This window comes from Dactylosporangium sp. NPDC000521 (genome assembly GCF_042898305.1).
Lineage (GTDB): Bacteria > Actinomycetota > Actinomycetes > Mycobacteriales > Micromonosporaceae > Dactylosporangium.
Map to the genome: position 1 here is coordinate 67289 of NZ_JBIAYW010000016.1, position 16333 is coordinate 83621.

Here is a 16333-nt window from a genome sequence, read left to right on the forward strand (position 1 = left end):
GGGCCATGACGATGAAGTTCCAGCGGTTCGGCGGCCCGACCGTGGTGTTCGGCGTCGGTGGCGTCACGTTCATCACCGACCCCACGTTCGACCCGCCCGGGCGGTACCAGCTCGGCAACCGCGTGCTGACCAAGACCGAGCCCGCCGCCGGCACCCCCGACGACGCCGGCGCCGTCGACGTCGTGCTGCTCTCGCACGACCAGCACCCCGACAACCTCGACACCCTCGGTCGTGCGTTCGCGGCGTCGGTACCGGTGGTGCTCAGCACCCCCGCGGCGGCCGCCCGCCTGGGCGGCCAGGTCACCGGCCTGGACCCGTGGTCCCACGCCGACCTGCCGCGCCCCGGTGGCGGCGGCCACGTGCGGGTCACCGCCGTCCCCGCGCGGCACGGCCCCGCCGGCACCGAGCACCTCACCGGCCCCGTCACCGGGTTCGTCCTGCACGGCGACGGCCTGCCGACCGTCTACGTGAGCGGCGACAACGCGTCGCTGGACGTCGTCGCCGCGATCGCGGAACGCTTCCCGTCCGTCGACGTGGCGATCCTGTTCGGCGGCAGGGCCCGCACCGCGCTGCTCGGCGACGCCGACCTCACGCTCGGCGCGGCCGGAATGCTGGCGGCGGCCAGGCTCCTGGACGCGAAGACCGTGGTGCCGGTCCACGTCGACGGCTGGGCGCACTTCACCGAAGGCGTCGCCGACGTCCGCGCCGCGTTCGAGGCCGCGGGCAGCGCGCACCTGCTGCGGTAGCCGCGCGCCCGCCTGGGTAACCGGCAGGGGTGCTCATCGCCCACCTCAGCGACCTCCACCTCGGCGCCCCGCCGCCCGACCGCTTCGACCGGGTCCTCGCGTACCTCGGCGACCTCCGCCGGCCGGTGGACGCCGTGCTCGTCACCGGGGACGTCGCCGACCACGGGCTCGACGCCGAATACGCGGCGTTCGGCCGGCTCCGGACGCTCGGCGTGCCCGTCCTCGCGGTGCCCGGCAACCACGACGACCCGGCCGCGTTCCGGACCGACCGCGCCGAGACCGTGGCGGGGGTGCTGTTCGCGCTGTGCGACTCGTCGGTGCCCGGGCACGCCGAGGGATGGCTCGACGACGACACCCTCCAGTGGCTCGACGACACCCTCGCGGCGTCGGCGGGCATGCCCGCGCTCGTGTGCTGTCATCATCCGCCGGTACCGGTGGGCAAGCCCGCCGCGGACCAGGTCCGCCAGCTCGGCGCCGGACGGCTCGCCGAGGTCCTCCGCCGCCACCCGGACGTGCTGGCCGTCCTGTGCGGGCACGTCCACAGCGCCGCCGTCAGCACGTTCGCGGGCGTGCCGGTCCTCGCCGCGCCGGGGGTCGAGTCGACGATGGTGCTGCCGTGGGAGCCGGAGGACCGGCCCGAGCCGCCGCCGGCGCTCGCGTTCCACCTCGTCGAGGACGGCCGGCTCACCACCCACTACCGGCTCTGCGTGCCGTAGGCTGCCTGGCGGCACGAACTTGATGCGAGGTGCCCCAGTGCCCTGGGGAGAATCGGGAAGCCGGTGTGAATCCGGCACGGGCCCGCCGCGGTGATCGGGGAGCTGCCGTCCATGCGCACCCCGCGGTGCGCGGTCACTGGCCCCAGGGCTGGGAAGGCGGACGGTGCAGGCGTTGATCCGAGAGTCCGAAGACCGGCCTCGCGGTCACCGGCCGTCCGTCCGTGACGGGCGGCCACGAGCAGCGGGAGCCTGCCCTCATGAGCACCGACCTGTACGACGTCGTGCACCGCCGCCGCGACGTGCGCGGCCAGTTCACCGGCGCGCCGATCCCCGCCGACGTCCTCGACCGCGTGCTGGGCGCCGCCCACGCCGCGCCGAGCGTCGGCCTGTCCCAGCCGTGGGACTTCGTCCTCGTCCGCGACCCCGCCCTGCGCGGCGCCTTCCACGACCACGTCCGCACCGAGCGCGACACGTTCGCGGCCACCCTCGACGCCCCGTCCGCCGCGACCTTCGCCCGGATCAAGATCGACGGTGTGCTGGAGTCGGCCCTGTCCGTGGTCGTCACGTACGACCCCGGCCGCGGCGGCCCGGCGGTCCTCGGCCGCCACGCGATCGCCGACGCCGGCCTCTACTCCGTCTGCCTCGCCATCCAGAACCTGTGGCTCGCCGCGACCGCGGAGGGCCTGGGCGTCGGCTGGGTCTCGTTCTACCGCGAACCGTTCGTCCGCGACCTGCTGGGCATCCCCGCCACCGTCCGGCCCGTCGCCTGGCTCTGCCTGGGCCCGGTGACCCACCTGGAGTCCGTCCCGGACCTGGAACGCCACGGCTGGCGCCGCCGCACCCCGCTCTCCGAGGCCCTGCACCACGACCGCTGGTGAGCCCTCGCGGTCGCGGGCTCAGCGCAGCGCGGCGAGGCGCTGGCAGGTCGGGCGGGCCTCCAGGTGCAGGCGGGCGACGCTGAGCCCGTCGCTGCCGAGCACCGCGAGCAGCGTGCCGCCGTCCACGGCGTACACGGTGAAGTAACCGCCGTCGTTGCGCATGGTCGCGTCCCGGAACGGCGCCTGCCCCAGCACCAGCGCCACCTGCCGGCCCAAGGTCGTCGCCGCCAGGGCGGCCGCGTCGTGCGGGTCGGTCCCGCCGCCGGTGTCGCAGGCGCCCAGGTCGTAGGTGACCAGCAGGCCGTCGACGCCGGCGAGCACGCTGCCGCGGACCCCCGGCACGCGCAGGCGGAGGTCCTCCATCGCGGCGCGAACCGGCGACAGGGCGGCGTCGAGCGGCTCGGGCCGGGCGCCGATCGGCTGCGGCTGCCCGGCCCCGCCGCCGGGCTCGGGGCGCTCCCGGCGCGGCAGGCCGTCCGCGCCGGGAGCGCCGCCGAAGAAGCCGGACGTCACAGTTCGAGGCCCGCTTCGATCGCGCGCAGCTGATGGCGGGCCAGCGCGAGGTTCTACCGATCCGCCGGTCACCGCCGGTGAACCGCGCGCCACTCATAAACAGTTTTGACGGCGCAGATCGTCGCCGTCTGTTCACCGGGGTGACCATCGACGGTCGCGTCCTCCTACCTTCTGCTGCAGCCCTCCGGGGTCGGCGTCAACCGGACCCGGCCACGGAGCCGGCATCCCCTCGGAGGAGGTCTCACCGTGTTCCACCGAATTACGGCGGCCGGCACCGCGCTCGTCGCGGCGCTGGCCGGCGCCTTCGCGGCGGCCGCACCGGCGGCGGCGACCGCGCAAGGCGCGATCCTGTACGCGGACAGTCCCGACGCGGTGGCGGGCCGCTACATCGTCACGCTGAAGGACGGCTCCACCGCGATCGCCACCCAGGCCCAGCGGCTCACCGGCAGGTTCGGAGGGCAGACGCGGCACGTGTTCGACACCGTGCAGCGGGGCTTCTCGGCGAGCATGTCCGCGCAGCAGGCGCGGCGGCTGGCCGCCGACCCGGCCGTCGCGTCGGTCGAGGCGGTCCAGCGCATCACCGTGCTCGACACCCAGAACAACCCGCCGAACTGGGGCGACGACCGCATCGACCAGCGGAGCCTGCCACTGAACCAGGCGTTCACCTACCCGGCGAACCCGGGGCAGGGCGTCACCGTGTACGTGCTGGACACCGGCCTCAACGCGAGCCACGTCGACTTCAGCGGCCGGGTCAGGCAGGGCACCGACATCGTCGACGGGGACAGCAACCCCGCCGACTGCCACGGCCACGGCACGCACGTCGCGGGCACGGCGGTCGGCACCTCGTACGGCATCGCGAAGAAGGCGAACCTCGTCTCGGTCCGCGTCCTTGACTGCCAGGGCACCGGTACCAACGACGACCTGATCGCGGGGATCAACTGGGTGCGCAGCAACGCCCAGAAGCCGGCGGTCGCGAACTACTCGATCGGCTGCGGCAGCCGGTGCAGCAGCCAGGCCATGGACAGCGCGGTGTCGAGCCTGATCAGCTCGGGCGTGCAGTTCGTGCAGGCGGCCGGCAACAACGGCGACGACGCCTGCTACTACAGCCCGCAGGGGGTCGCCGCGGCGATCACCGTCGGCAACAGCAACAGCTCCGACGCCCGCAACAGCACCAGCAACTACGGCTCGTGCCTGGACCTGTTCGCACCGGGGACGAGCATCGTGTCGGCGTCGTACTCCAGCAACACCGGCAGCGCGACGATGACGGGCACCTCGATGGCGTCGCCGCACGTCACCGGCGCCGCCGCGCTCTACCTGGGCGCGAACCCCAACGCGACGCCGGCGCAGGTCCGCGACGCGCTCGTGAACAACGGCACCACCGGGAAGATCACCAGCGCCGGCAGCGGGTCGCCGAACGTCCTGCTCTACACGGCCTTCATCGGCGGGGGCACCAATGACCCGGCCGTGACCAGCCCGGGCAACAAGAGCTCCGTCGTCGGCCAACAGGTCGACGTGCAGGTCCAGGGCAGCGGCGGCACCACGCCGTACACCTGGAGCGCGTCCGGCCTCCCGGCCGGGCTGTCCATCGGCGCGTCGACCGGTCGGATCACCGGCAGCGCGACGACGGCGGGCACCTCGAACGTCACGGTGACGCTGACGGACGCGGCGAACAAGACCGCGTCGGCCCAGTTCACCTGGACGGTCACCACCGGTGGCGGCGGCTGCGCACCCTCGCAGCCCGTCGGCAACGGTGGCTTCGAGAGCGGCACGTCGCCGTGGACCGCGACCGCGAACGTGATCGGCACGTGGTCGCAGTACCCGGCGCGCAGCGGCACCCGCAACGCGTGGCTCAACGGCGGTGGACGGGTGCAGACCGACACGGTCTCGCAGCCGGTGGCGATCCCGTCCGGCTGCACCACCGTGCAGCTGCGCTTCTGGATCCGCATCACCACCGCGGAGACCGAGAACCTGGCCTACGACAAGCTGACCGTCACCCTCGGCGGCACCACCGTGGCCACCTACACGAACCTGGACAGGACCAGCGGGTACGTGGAGAAGGTCGTCGACGCGAGCGCGTTCGCGGGGCAGACGGTCACGCTGAAGTTCAACGGCGTCGAGGACTGGTCGCTGCAGACCAGCTTCGTCCTCGACGACGTCTCGATCAGCGCGTCATAACCAGAAGGGGGTGGGAGTGGTCAACGGCGATCACTCCCACTCCCACCGCATGCCGACGATGCCGGGGGGAACGTCGGAGGCGACGACGTGGGCGCCGTGGGTCGAGCCGATCCACGTCTCCCACACGCCCTGGTCCGGCGCGTTGAGCGCGCGGCGTTCGAACCGCCGGCAGCGTGCCGGCACCGCGTCGTGGTCGAACTGCACCTGCAGCACGTACTCCGTGACCGGTGTCGAGAAGCCCCGGTAGTACTTGTCGGTCGGTGAGAGCGAGTCGCTGCGGTACTGGTACTCCACCACCACCGTCTCCCCCTGCGCCAGCATCCGGTCGAAGATGATCTCCGCCGCGACGAGCCCGCCGGCGTCGGACCGGACCCGGCCGATGCGGCAGTTGCGGATCGCGCTGACGGTCACCTTCGCGGCCGGGTCGTCGGTGAGGAAGACCGCCACGGTCCGGGAGACCCGGTCGATGTTGGCCCGCAGCACCTGCCGGCAGGTCAGGCCCAGCTCCTGCCGCCGGGGGCCGACGACGTACAGGTCGTGCAGGCTCAGCCTGGTCAGCTCGTGGTACATCCACCGGTCGAGCTCGCCGACCATCTTCGCCACGCTGGTGCCGTCGCTGAACAGCCGGTCGACGTCGATGGTGCCCGGCGGCTGGCTCAGCCAGCGCCCCCGCGGGCGGCGCGGCCCGAGCTGCACGATCAGCGACTCCTCGGGCAGCGCCAGGATCTGCTCGAGCAGCCGGACGGCCTTGAGCGACTCGGGCCGCTCGGGGCGGCTGCGCCCCCGCCGCCAGTAGCTCAGCGTGGTGATGCTGACGCTGACGCCCTTGCTGGCGAGCTGCTGCTGGATCTCCTCGAGGCGGATGCCGCGGTCCTCGATGGCCAGGTGCAGCGCCGCGGAGAACGGGCCGGTGCGAAGCGCGTGCGCGAGGTCACGACCCGGACCCTTCTCCATGCCCGGTGAGTATCTACCCCTTGAGCACTTTTTCCAATGCCGTCGCGACCGTGCGTGCCTCGGCCGCGGTCATCCTGCTGGTGAAGTGCGCCTCGATGCCGGCGAGGTAGGTCGGCGCGGCGGCCCGCAGCCTGGCCCGGCCCGCGGCCGTGATCCGCGCGAACGCCGAGCGCCCGTCGGCCGGGTTGGCGACCCGCTCGACGAGGCCGGCCTTGGTGAGCTCGTCGACGACGCGGCTGGTGCGGCTGCGGCTGACCACCGCCTTCGCGCCCAGCTCCCCCATCGTGAGCCGGCGGTCCTTCGCCGAGTTGAGCTCCAGCAGCACGTCGTACCAGGTCAGCGGCAGGCCGTGGGCCGCCTGCAGCTCCTGGTCCAGCACCGGGACCAGCGCGGCGTGCACCCGCAGCAGGCCCGCCCAGGCGGCCGTGTTGTCCATCGTCACACCGTACCAACTCTTGTGCGTGCGCACGCAAGTGGCTAGCTTTCACCAATGTTAGGTGCGTGCGCACACACTTTCTTTCGGAGGTTCACCATGACCAAGCTGCTGCACATCTCGGCGTCCCCGCGCGGCACCCGCTCCGAGTCACGCGCGCTCGCGTCGCGTTTCCTGCAGGTGTACGGGGAGCAGCACCCCACCCACGAGGTCACCGAGTGGGACCTGTGGGACGGCACGCTGCCGGCGTTCGGCCCGGCCGCCGCCGGCGCGAAGATGGACGTGTTCGCGGGCGTCGAGCCCACCGGCGAGGGCGCCGCCGCCTGGGCCGCCGCGCGAGCCGCGTTCGACCGCTTCGCCGCCACCGACAAGCTGCTGTTCTCGGTGCCGATGTGGAACGCCGGCATCCCGTACATCCTCAAGCAGTTCATCGACGTGGTCAGCCAGCCGGGCCTGGTCTTCGGCTTCGACCCCGTCGAGGGCTACCGCGGCCTGCTCACCGGCCGCAAGGCCGCGGTCGTCTACACCAGCGCCGTCTACGGCGAGGGCCGCGGCCCCGCGTTCGGCACCGACTTCCAGCGCCCGTACTTCGAGGACTGGCTGCGCTGGGCCGGTATCACCGACATCACCACGGTCGCCTTCCGTCCCAACCTGGCCACCGCCGACGCCGCCGCGGGCCGCGCCCTGGCCACCGCCGACGCGACCGAGGCCGCGAAGCGCTTCTGACGCACCACTCCCCCGGGCCGGCCCGCTGTCCTGCGCGTGCGGGCCGTCCGGGGGGTCGGACCGTCGAGGCGGGGCCTTGTCGGGGACGGTCAGGCCCCGTTCCGTCCTTCGTCGCACCGGCGCAGGGGCGGCCCGCCAGGCACCGGCGCGGGGCGCCGCCCGGCGGGCCGCGCCGCTGTCACCGTCCTCTCGCTCCCGACCCGTTGACGCATGCCGGCGAGCGGCGCCGCGCCGGCCCCCAGACCTGCCGCCTGCCGCCGGCGTGGCCGCTCCGGCCGGCGCCGTGCCTGGCGAACGGTGTCTCCCGCGCCGGACCCGGGTGGTCGCGCTGGATCCGCCGGCACGGCAGCACCGCCCGCACGGCCGCCGAGACGCTCTCACGGACCGCTTCCCGCTGGCGCCGCACGACGTACCCGGCCACCTCCGCCGGGTCCGCCGGCGCGAACACCCGCATGGCCGCCCACCGCTGCCCCTGCCCGCCGAACCACACCTGCGTCCCCCGCTCGTAGCGCCGCGTCCGGTCGATCGTCATACCCCGATCGCAACACGCCCCGCCGCCCTCCCGCACGTGGTTTTCGGGCGCCCCGGCCCCGCGCCGGCAGGACGGTCCGCCGGTCAGGCCGTCGCGCCGAGCGGCGGCAGGGCGGGGATCGTCGTGGCGAGGAAGCCGTCCGGGGCGGCCGTGAAGTGCGGTGCCGGTTCACGGCGACGACGATGGACGACGTGCCCGCGGTCCTGCGCGGACGCGGCGTCGAGGTGCGGCCGCGGTAGGCGGCGCGGACCCTACCGGGACGGCCAGCCGGTCAGCGCCAGGATGTCGGTGGCGAGGTCGGCGACGGTCCTGTCGTCGGTGGGGATCCGGTGTACGGACGGCGGCACCGACGCGTCGAGGGACCTGGCCGCGGCGTCGCTGCGCTCCACGTGCAGCTGGAGGGCGGTGCCGATCTCGCGCCGGGCCAGCCGGGCGCGGGCGGTCGCGTCGGAGGAGGTGAGCAGGACGGCGGTGACGCGCGGGTCGTCGCCCATCGCGGCCGTGAGCGCGGCGACCTGCCGGACGCTGACGGTGTTGGTGTAGATCAGGCGCCGGTAGCCGAGGGCGCGGTAGTTGGCCCACATGGCGGCGAGGTTGCGCTCCGCGAGGTGGTGCTCCCACGGTGGCGGATGGGCCAGGTCGAGGTTGTCGCCCTCGATGACGCAGTGCCGTACACCCACCGCCGACAACCGCACGTGCAGCTCCACCGCCACGCTGCTCTTGCCGACGCCTGACCTGCCGCCGATGAACAGCACCTCGCTCGCGCCGGTCATCAGCGGGGGCAGCGGCCGGTGCTCAGGACGACGCCGGTCTGGCCGTCGAGGAGGATGTACACGTGGTCCTGCACGATGTTGAGGCGGCCGCCCGGCAGCGGGTCGCCGGTGCAGTAGCTCGGGACCGGCAGCCGCTGCCCCACCGACACCGGCAGGGGCGCGGCGGCCGGCACGGCGGCCACCGCGACGCACGCGGCCAGCACGGCGATCCGCGGCAGCACGCCACGGCGGCGGCTTCCCGCGACAGCCGCCGGAGCGGGGATGTCGAGGTCGATCACGACGTCGGTCATCGCCGTCAATGATACGGCCCCGGCGCGCCACGCGCCGGGGCCGATCGCACAGCTCAGCTCGCGGTACAGGTGACCGTGGCCGGAGCGGTGTTGGTGCCGCTGACGGACGCGTTGAACCCGGCCGCCGTCGACGCGGTGGGTGCCAGGGCGCCGTTCCAGTCGGCGTTGCGGACCGTGACGGCGGCGCCGGTCTGCGACCAGACGCCGGACCAGCCGTTGGTGACCCGCTGGTTGCCCGGGAAGGTGAACGTGACCGTCCAGCCGGTGATCGCCTGGCCGCCGGAGTTGCGCACGGTCACCTCGCCGTTGAAGCCGTCGCCCCACTGGTTCGTGACGCGGTAGGTGGCCTCGCAGGACCTGCCGGTGGTGGTGCCGGTGGTCGTGACCGTGACCGGGTCGGACAGCACCGACAGGTTGCCGGCGGCGTCGCGGGCCCGGACCGCGAACTGGTACGCCGTCGACGCCGTCAGCCCGGTGACCGCGGCGGTCGTGCCGGTGGCGGTGGCGACGACGACCGGCCCGGCGGTGCCGCCGAGGCGCAGGACGTCGTAGCCGGTGACGCCGACGGCGTCGGTCGACGCGGCCCAGGTGAGGGTCGCGCCGCTGCTGGTGACCCCCGACGCGACGGGCGTGCCGGGCTTCGACGGCGGGGTGACGTCACCGGTCGCGGGTGCGGTGGTGACGGTGCCGACCGGCGAGGCCGCCGACGTGTTGCCGGCGGCGTCGACCGCGACGACCAGGAAGCTGTACGCGGTCGCCGGCGACAGCCCGGTGATGGCCAGGGACGTGCCGGTCGTCGTGCCGACGACCCCGGCCGCCGAGGACACCCGGTAGGACGCGACGCCCACGTTGTCGGTGGACGCCGCCCACGAGGCGGTGACCGACGTCGAGGTCACGTTGGTGAAGGTCGGCGCGCCGGGCGTGGACGGCGGCGTGGTGTCCGCCGGACCGGTGCCGGGAGCCTCGCCCCAGACCTTGGTGGCCCCGTCGTACAGCGTGATGTGGTTGTTCGGGCTCTGCGTGGCGCCGGCCGGGAACGACCAGTCGTTCGTCGGGTCCCAGGTGCCGGCGGACGTGATGCGGAACTGGACCTCGCGCCGCCACGCGGACTGGCCCGCCGGGGCGATCTTCTGCCCGGCGCAGCTGACCGTGACGTAGTACGTGCTGCCGCTGACCAGCGTCGGGCCGGTCGGTGCCGAGCACTGGTTGTAGGCGCTGGTCAGCGAGATCTGCGACGGCGTGGTGGTGCCGTCGAGGGTGAAGTAGTAGCGGAACGAGCCCTGGTCGAGGGTCCGCGCCGGCCACGCCGACTTGTTGTAGACCATCGCCTTGACCTCGGTGAACGTAGTCCCCGGGGTGTTGATGGAGGACTCGACGTACATCTCCGGGCCGTCCGGGGTCTCCGCGGCCGGGAACCCGGCGAGGGCGGTGCCGCCGTACTCGCCGTACATGCGGGCCAGGGCGGAGGTGAGCCCGGAGTTGTAGTCGGTGGCGACCTCGTTCATCACGTAGTCGGACCGGCTGTCGGTGTAGGCGTCGTTCGGCGACGACGGCCCGCCGACGAGCGCCCCGTACAGCGTGTGCCGCGAGATCTCGGGGTTGGTGATCTGATCGGTCCAGGACCCGTGCGCGGTGCGGTGGTGCGGGTTCTTCGGCGGATTCGCCCCGAAGCCGATCATGTAGCTGGACTTGCGGGGGTTGTCGCCGAGGATGTAGTTGATCTGCCGCACGCCGAAGTCGTGGTAGCGGGCCTTGCGGGTGGCGTCGGTGAGCCAGTCGCTGTAGAGCAGCGCCACGAAGGACGTGTTCGCGGCGTACCGCAGCGAACCCCAGCTGTCGAGCACCGCCTGGCCACCGGGAGAGGTGGGCACCTTCTGGCCGTTGACGCCGACGGTCCAGTAGTCCAGCCAGCGGTTGGCGTCGTCGACGTACCGCTGCTTGCCGGTGAGCTTCGCCAGCAGCACGTAGCAGCCGTACGACTTGTCGTCCCACGCGATCGTCCACCGGTAGGACTTCGTCGTGGTCTGGTTCTCGTTGCTGAGGTTGTCGTAGCCCGCCTCGGCCTTCGCGAGGTAGGTCGCGTCGCTGGTGGCGCGGTAGAGCCAGATCGCGCCCCACACGAGCTCGTCGTTGAAGCCGCTCCACGAGTTGTAGTAGCTGGCCGCGTCGGTGATGCAGTCGCTGTACTTGCGGCGCACCGAGTCGGCGAACGAGTACAGCTGCTTCGCGTGCGTGACGAGCTTGTCGGCGTACGCGGCGTCGGTCGGGCGGATCACGATCGACGAGGCGGCCATGGCGGCGGCCGTCTCACCGGCGAGGTCCGAGCCGCCGCAGGTGGCGTCGATCTTGTACGAGGGCCGCGCCATCGGCATCACCTCGGCCGGGCCCCACCAGGCGTGGTCGGGGTTGCCGGAGCCGATCTGTCCATAGAGGACGTTCGGGGACGGGTGCGCCTTGATGAAGTAGTCGTTGACGAACTTCAGGTTGTTCACCAGGTGCGTCAGCTGCCCCGACTGCGCGTACGCGTCGCGGTACTCCACCGCACCCCACGCGAGCATGGTGGTCGAGAACGCCATCGGGAAGCCGAACTTCACGTGGTCGCCGGCGTCGAACCACCCGCCGGTCAGGTCGAGGCCGACGTCGGCGCCGTCGGTCGTGGCGGCGTTGCCGCGCCACCCGACCCGGCTCCACGCGGGCTTCGGCCCGGCCTGCTGGGCCTCGTAGAACCAGATGGACTTCTGCAGTGCCTCCGCGTAGTTGTACGCGGGGGCGGCTGTCGCCGGGGTCGAGGCTGCCACGGCGATGACCGTCGTGGCGGCGGCGACCCCGAGCGCCGCGACTGCGCCGAGAATCCTCCTGCGCATGGGTGGTGCTCCTCTCCGGGTGGCGGTGCGCGGATTGAACCGCGTCACCGCCCCGGCGCGGGCATCTCACCGCCTGACCGGCTCGTCCTCCCTGGTCGCGGCATGAAACTTTCTTCTCAGCGCGAGGTGTACGAGGACCAGCGGCACGACGCCGACCGGATACCAGGCCAGGTCGACGGGGTCGAACTTCACGCCGAGCGCGTACCGCGCCAGGAGGCTCCGCGCGGACAGCTCGGCGGGGACGCCGGTCAGCTGCGCGAGCTCCACCGCCCAGCACCAGGCGATCGCGACGGCGCCCGCGACGAGCGGGGTCGTCCGGGGGCGGAGGACGAAGACCCCGGCGTAGATCATGGAGGCGTACAGCGCGGTCCCGGAGTACTGGCGCAGCGCGCCGTCGTCGACGGCCCGGATCGCGAACGCGACCGCCAGGGCCGCCGCGACACCGGCGAGGGCGAGCAGGCGGCTACGCATCGGCGGGGAACTTCACGGCGCGGCCGGTGCGCAGGTCGACCGCGGGGTCGCCCGGGCCGGGGTCCTCGGCGGTGAGCAGGACCGCCTGCCCGGCCGGGACCCGCACGGCGAGGATCACCGAGCTGATCCGGCTGCCGTCGGACGGGTCGACGAGCGGCGTGGACTCGTAGGTGGCCCCCTTCACGACGGTCACGACCGTCTGCGGGTAGGCCTTCGGGTCGCCGCCGGGCACGCCGGCGACGAGGGCGAGGACGTAGTCGTGGGTGTCGTCCGGCGCGATCAGCCCGTCGCCGTCCTTCCCCCAGGTCACCTTCTTCTCGGTGGCGGCGTCGAACTGGTGCGTCGTGACGACGGCGTCGACCCGGAACCCGGGGAAGTCCGGGGCGGTCACCGCGGTGACCGGGGCGCCGGCGAGCTTGCCGAGCAGCGGCCGCTCGGCGTTGATGCAGCACTCGTCGTAGTCGCCGGGGGTGTCCTGGAGCGCCTCGTCGACCGTGTCGGCGAACGGCCCGATGCAGCCCATCAGCGCTGTCGCGACCACCGCGAGCAACCAGCCTCGTTTCACGGGGTCGAGTATGCCTGGCGGGCACCACTGCGGAGGGTTACCTGACTATAGTCAGACATGTGGAACTCCTCCAGACCGTCCGCCGCTTCAACCGGACCGTGACGCAGCGCGTCGGGGCGCTCGACGACGAGTACCTGTCCCGCGGCCGCCCGCTCGGCCAGGCCCGCCTGCTGTGGGAGATCGGCCCCGCCGGCGCCGAGGTGGCCGCCCTGCGCGCCCGCCTCGGCCTGGACGCGGGCTATCTGAGCCGGCTCCTGCGGTCCCTCGAAGCCGATGGCCTCGTCGTCGTCGGCGCCGGTACGAGCGGCGACGCGCGCGTCCGCGAAGCTTCTCTGACGGATGCGGGGCGGGCCGAGTGGGCGGTCCTCGACCGCGCCTCGGACGACCTGGCGCACTCGATCCTCGGGCCGCTCAGCGACGCCCAGCGGTCCCGCCTGGCGACCGCGATGGCGGAGGTCGAGCGCCTGCTCCTGGCGTCGATGGTCGAGCTCACGGCCTGCCCGCCCGCCGATCCGCGGGCCCGCGCCTGCCTGCGCGCGTATGCCCGCGAGCTTTCCCAGCGCTTCGACGACGGCTTCGACACAGGTGTCAGCAGACCGGTCGACGACGAGGAGCTGACCCCGCCCCGGGGCGTGTTCCTCCTCGCCACCCTGTCCGGCGAGCCGGTCGGCTGCGGCGCCCTGAAACTGCACCGCGACGCCCCCGCCGAGATCAAGCGCGTCTGGGTCTCCGCCACCGTCCGCGGCCTGGGCCTCGGCCGCCGCATCCTGGGTGAGCTGGAGCGCCACGCCACCACCGCCGGCCACCGCACCGTCCGCCTCGACACCAACCGCAACCTCACCGAGGCGATCCACCTGTACCGCACCAGCGGCTACGACGAGGTGCCCGCCTTCAACGACGAGCCCTACGCCCACCACTGGTTCGAGAAGCACCTCTAGCGGCCGCCGCGCCGGTCAGGCGGCGCCCATGACGAGGCCCTCGATGGTGTGCTTCTGGACGATCGGGGTGAGCTCGTCGACGACGGGGCAGTGCAGGTGGGCGCGGACCTCGTCGGGCAGGGTCGCCCAGAACGACCTGGTGACGGCCAGGTCGTGGCGCTCCGCATTGCCGGCGCCGGGGGCGTCGACGCCGAGGACCAGGACGGGCCTCGCCGTGTCGGAGACGTTGGCGGTGCCGCGGTGGACGGTGAGCGCCGAGCGGGCCGAGATGTCGCCGCGGCGGGGGTACTTGCGGACGGCGCGCTCCTGGTAGCGGCCCCACTTCTCCTTCGGCGGGAACATGCCGTGGTCGAAGTCCGGCTCGTCGTCGAACTGCGTGCCGGGTGCGATCTCGAACGGGCCCATGGCCTCGACGGTGTCGACGCCGGTGAGGTTGAAGGCGAGGGAGTCGAGGCGGCCCTCGCGGCGGGTCGTCTCCGTCATCGGGAAGTCGCGGTGCCACGGCTGGTCGACGGCGCCGGGCAGGGGCACGTCGAAGCCGAGCTCGACGATCTCGTAGTCGTCGCCGAGCACGTCGGCGCAGACGGCGGTGACCCACGGGTGCGTGACCAGGTCGGTGAAGCCGCGCAGCTGCTCGGGGTGGATCTCGACGTAGTAGCGGTTGGGGCCGCGACCGACGGCGCCGCCGGGGCGGGCGAGCGCCTCGGCGAATGCGACCTCGATGTCCTCGCGCATCCGGTCGGCCCACTCGGCGCTGAAGGCGCCGGGGCAGGCGGTGATGCCGTCGCGGTAGATGTCGTCACGGGGTGTCATGCCGTCCATGTTGCAACGTGCATGCAACGTTGCAAGTGGTGGCATACCATGAGTTTCGTGGGAGCCAGCCTGAAGGACGTCGCCGAGCGGGCCGGCGTCTCGGTCCGCACCGTCTCCAACGTCGTCAACGACTTCCCGCTCGTCGCGCCCGAGACCCGGGCCCGCGTCCAGCGGGCGATCGACGAGCTGCGGTACCGGCCGAACGCTGCCGCCCGCAGCCTGCGCGGCGGGCGGTCGGGGCTGGTCGGGCTGGTCGTGCCGGAGATCGCGTCGCCGTACTTCGGCGAGCTCGCCGCGCTGCTCACCCGGGGCGCCGAGGAGCGCTCGTGGACGCTGCTGGTCGACCAGACCGACGGCGACGCCGAGCGGGAGCGGCGGCTGTTCGAGGGGGCGCGCGCGCAGGTCGTCGACGGCCTGATCATCAGCCCGTGGGCCCTCGCACCGGCCGACCTGGTGCCACTTCCCGGCCGTCCTCCACTGGTGCTGCTGGGCGAGCAGGACGGCGACGCCGACCACGTGGCGATCGACGACGTCACGGCCGCGACCGAGGCCACGGGACACCTGATCGGACTCGGCCGGACGCGGGTCGCCGCGATCGGCCTGCAGCCGCACCTCGCCAACGGCACCGCCGCGCACCGGCTGGCCGGCTACCGCGCGGCGCTCGCCGCGGCCGGGCTGCCCGCCGACCCGGCCCTGGAGGTGCCGGTGCGCGCGCTGCACCGCGAGGACGGCGCCGCCGCGCTCGACGGGCTGCGGGCCGCCGGGGTGCCGTTCGACGCGGTGTTCTGCTTCAACGACCAGCTCGCCCTCGGCGCGATCCGGGCGGCGCTGCGCGCGGGGCTGCGGGTGCCGGCGGACGTGGCGGTCGCCGGCGTCGACGACATCGAGGACGGCCGCTACGCGACGCCGTCACTGACCACGGTCGCGCCGGACAAGGCGGCGATCGCCCGGCACGCCCTGCAGTGCCTGGCGGACCGGCTCACCCCGGCGGGCGCGCGGCTGCCCGCCCGCTGGATCACGGTCCCCCACCACCTGGAGATCCGCGAGAGCACCGCGGGCTTCTAGGACAGCAGGTCGAACCGCCCCCACTCGAGTATCCGGCCGCCCGCGAGCATGCCGGAGCCGGCCGGCACCATCGGGGCGTCCTCGACGGTCTTGGCGATCTGGTTGCCCTCGTTGTACATGTCGAGACAACCGGCTGGAGTCGTCGGTGCCGAGCCGCCAGTGCAGTGCACCGCGTTGAGATCCTCCTGTCTCGCGAGTCGGGTAGCCGACGCTCCAGCCTGTCCGGCCGGGCACTCCCCGCCCTCGGCACCGCCGGCTGGGCCCGCCGCACCCGCCCGCTACGGCAGGCGGGTATTCTGGTCGGCGACGACGAGCCACCGGCCGTCGACGAGCGCGTAGGTGAGGGTGAAGTACGCCCGGGTCTGGGACTCCACCGCGCCTTCGGCGTCGACGGTCGTCCACAGGTACTCGATCAGCACCCATCCGGTGCTGCCGGCGAGCGTGACCTTCCGGACCGTGCGGTCCTGCGTCCAGCTGTCGTCGGCGAACATCTCGCGGTGGAACTCGACCATGGCCGCCTTGCCGTCGACGACCGTGCCGTTGGGCAGGATCAGTACCACGTCCTCGGCGAGCGTCGCCGCGTACGCCGCGAGGTCCTTGCGCTCCAGCGCCCCCAGGTGCTCTTCGAGCGCCTCCTGCAGTCCGCTCCCCACCACCGACCGGCCCCCTTTTCGACGCTCATCACTGTCCGCCCGCGCATCGTAGCCGTTCCGGGGCCCGACGGGCGCGGACCAACGCACCCGCAGGCGCCACCCCACTCCCCGGATGAATCCAGGCGCAAGCGCCCGAATTTATCCGACATTTCGTATTTGTCGCCAAGGACGCTGGAGGGCCGGCAGCCCACCATGAACGCTGCCGGACCGTCAGCCCCCGCGTGATCA

At 73.2% G+C, this 16333-nt stretch carries 19 protein-coding genes and 1 riboswitch; of the genes, 7 read left to right on the top strand and 12 right to left on the bottom strand.

The features are described from left to right. The first annotated feature begins 5 nt into the window (after positions 1–5). The 3 genes from ACFY3L_RS38810 to bluB all read left to right on the top strand — a co-directional run bounded on the left by ACFY3L_RS38810 (position 6) and on the right by bluB (position 2340). A complete protein-coding gene (locus ACFY3L_RS38810) occupies positions 6–746 on the top strand; it encodes an MBL fold metallo-hydrolase (protein WP_389336197.1) in 741 nt (246 codons plus the stop codon). A 29-nt stretch (positions 747–775) separates the two neighbouring features. Continuing rightward, on the top strand, positions 776–1462 hold the full coding sequence (locus tag ACFY3L_RS38815) for a metallophosphoesterase (RefSeq protein ID WP_389336200.1): 687 nt from the start codon (positions 776–778) through the stop codon (positions 1460–1462). A 10-nt stretch (positions 1463–1472) separates the two neighbouring features. Further along, positions 1473–1678, top strand: a riboswitch (cobalamin riboswitch). Between the two features lie 41 nt (positions 1679–1719). Further along, a complete protein-coding gene (gene bluB / locus ACFY3L_RS38820; protein ID WP_389336203.1) occupies positions 1720–2340 on the top strand; it encodes a 5,6-dimethylbenzimidazole synthase in 621 nt (206 codons plus the stop codon). A gap of 18 nt (positions 2341–2358) precedes the next feature. Here the strand turns inward: bluB and ACFY3L_RS38825 are convergent, their stop codons facing one another. Continuing rightward, positions 2359–2853, bottom strand: coding sequence for a roadblock/LC7 domain-containing protein (locus ACFY3L_RS38825; protein WP_389336206.1), 495 nt, complete (start codon positions 2851–2853; stop codon positions 2359–2361). Positions 2854–3099: 246 nt separating this feature from the next. Between ACFY3L_RS38825 and ACFY3L_RS38830 the strand changes: the two genes are divergently transcribed. Further along, a complete protein-coding gene (locus ACFY3L_RS38830) occupies positions 3100–5028 on the top strand; it encodes a S8 family serine peptidase (RefSeq protein WP_389336209.1) in 1929 nt (642 codons plus the stop codon). 30 nt (positions 5029–5058) lie between these two features. Here ACFY3L_RS38830 and ACFY3L_RS38835 read toward each other — a convergent pair whose 3' ends face one another. After that, positions 5059–5982: a hypothetical protein gene (locus ACFY3L_RS38835; RefSeq protein ID WP_389336212.1), complete on the bottom strand. Its 924-nt coding sequence runs from the start codon at positions 5980–5982 to the stop codon at positions 5059–5061. 13 nt (positions 5983–5995) lie between these two features. After that, the gene (locus ACFY3L_RS38840) at positions 5996–6418 is read right to left on the bottom strand and encodes a MarR family winged helix-turn-helix transcriptional regulator (protein WP_389336215.1); all 423 of its coding nucleotides are present in this window, start codon (positions 6416–6418) and stop codon (positions 5996–5998) included. Positions 6419–6514: 96 nt separating this feature from the next. Here ACFY3L_RS38840 and ACFY3L_RS38845 point away from each other — a divergent pair, with 96 nt between their 5' ends. Next, positions 6515–7141 (top strand): FMN-dependent NADH-azoreductase, encoded by a 627-nt coding sequence (locus tag ACFY3L_RS38845; RefSeq protein WP_389336218.1) that lies wholly within the window; start codon positions 6515–6517, stop codon positions 7139–7141. 178 nt (positions 7142–7319) lie between these two features. Here ACFY3L_RS38845 and ACFY3L_RS38850 read toward each other — a convergent pair whose 3' ends face one another. The 6 genes from ACFY3L_RS38850 to ACFY3L_RS38875 form a co-directional block, all read right to left on the bottom strand. After that, positions 7320–7673, bottom strand: coding sequence for a hypothetical protein (locus ACFY3L_RS38850; RefSeq protein WP_389336222.1), 354 nt, complete (start codon positions 7671–7673; stop codon positions 7320–7322). Positions 7674–7924: 251 nt separating this feature from the next. Beyond that, entirely contained in the window at positions 7925–8446 is a 522-nt protein-coding gene (locus ACFY3L_RS38855) for an adenylyl-sulfate kinase (protein WP_389336225.1), read from the bottom strand. After that, a complete protein-coding gene (locus tag ACFY3L_RS38860) occupies positions 8446–8736 on the bottom strand; it encodes a hypothetical protein (RefSeq protein WP_389336228.1) in 291 nt (96 codons plus the stop codon). The genes ACFY3L_RS38855 and ACFY3L_RS38860 overlap by 1 nt, the downstream gene beginning before the upstream one ends. Positions 8737–8789: 53 nt before the next feature. Then, positions 8790–11600, bottom strand: coding sequence for a glycoside hydrolase family 9 protein (locus tag ACFY3L_RS38865; protein ID WP_389336231.1), 2811 nt, complete (start codon positions 11598–11600; stop codon positions 8790–8792). 66 nt (positions 11601–11666) lie between these two features. Further along, positions 11667–12071 carry a DUF2809 domain-containing protein gene (locus tag ACFY3L_RS38870; protein ID WP_389336234.1) on the bottom strand — a complete coding sequence of 135 codons (405 nt, stop codon included), beginning with the start codon at positions 12069–12071 and terminating at the stop codon, positions 11667–11669. Continuing rightward, on the bottom strand, positions 12064–12636 hold the full coding sequence (locus ACFY3L_RS38875) for a hypothetical protein (RefSeq protein ID WP_389336237.1): 573 nt from the start codon (positions 12634–12636) through the stop codon (positions 12064–12066). Before ACFY3L_RS38875 ends, ACFY3L_RS38870 begins: the two co-directional genes overlap by 8 nt. Before the next feature lie 59 nt (positions 12637–12695). On the opposite strand from ACFY3L_RS38875, the gene ACFY3L_RS38880 reads away from it, so the two are divergent. Continuing rightward, positions 12696–13574, top strand: coding sequence for a GNAT family N-acetyltransferase (locus ACFY3L_RS38880; RefSeq protein ID WP_389336240.1), 879 nt, complete (start codon positions 12696–12698; stop codon positions 13572–13574). 15 nt (positions 13575–13589) lie between these two features. Here the strand turns inward: ACFY3L_RS38880 and ACFY3L_RS38885 are convergent, their stop codons facing one another. Then, a complete protein-coding gene (locus ACFY3L_RS38885) occupies positions 13590–14387 on the bottom strand; it encodes a phytanoyl-CoA dioxygenase family protein (protein WP_389336243.1) in 798 nt (265 codons plus the stop codon). Positions 14388–14444: 57 nt separating this feature from the next. Here ACFY3L_RS38885 and ACFY3L_RS38890 point away from each other — a divergent pair, with 57 nt between their 5' ends. Then, positions 14445–15452: a LacI family DNA-binding transcriptional regulator gene (locus ACFY3L_RS38890; RefSeq protein WP_389336246.1), complete on the top strand. Its 1008-nt coding sequence runs from the start codon at positions 14445–14447 to the stop codon at positions 15450–15452. Here the strand turns inward: ACFY3L_RS38890 and ACFY3L_RS38895 are convergent. Beyond that, positions 15449–15571, bottom strand: coding sequence for a hypothetical protein (locus ACFY3L_RS38895; RefSeq protein WP_389336248.1), 123 nt, complete (start codon positions 15569–15571; stop codon positions 15449–15451). The two genes, ACFY3L_RS38890 and ACFY3L_RS38895, sit on opposite strands and share 4 nt — an antisense overlap. A 159-nt stretch (positions 15572–15730) precedes the next feature. Beyond that, positions 15731–16108, bottom strand: coding sequence for a YybH family protein (locus ACFY3L_RS38900; RefSeq protein ID WP_389336251.1), 378 nt, complete (start codon positions 16106–16108; stop codon positions 15731–15733). Positions 16109–16333: the final 225 nt, after the last annotated feature.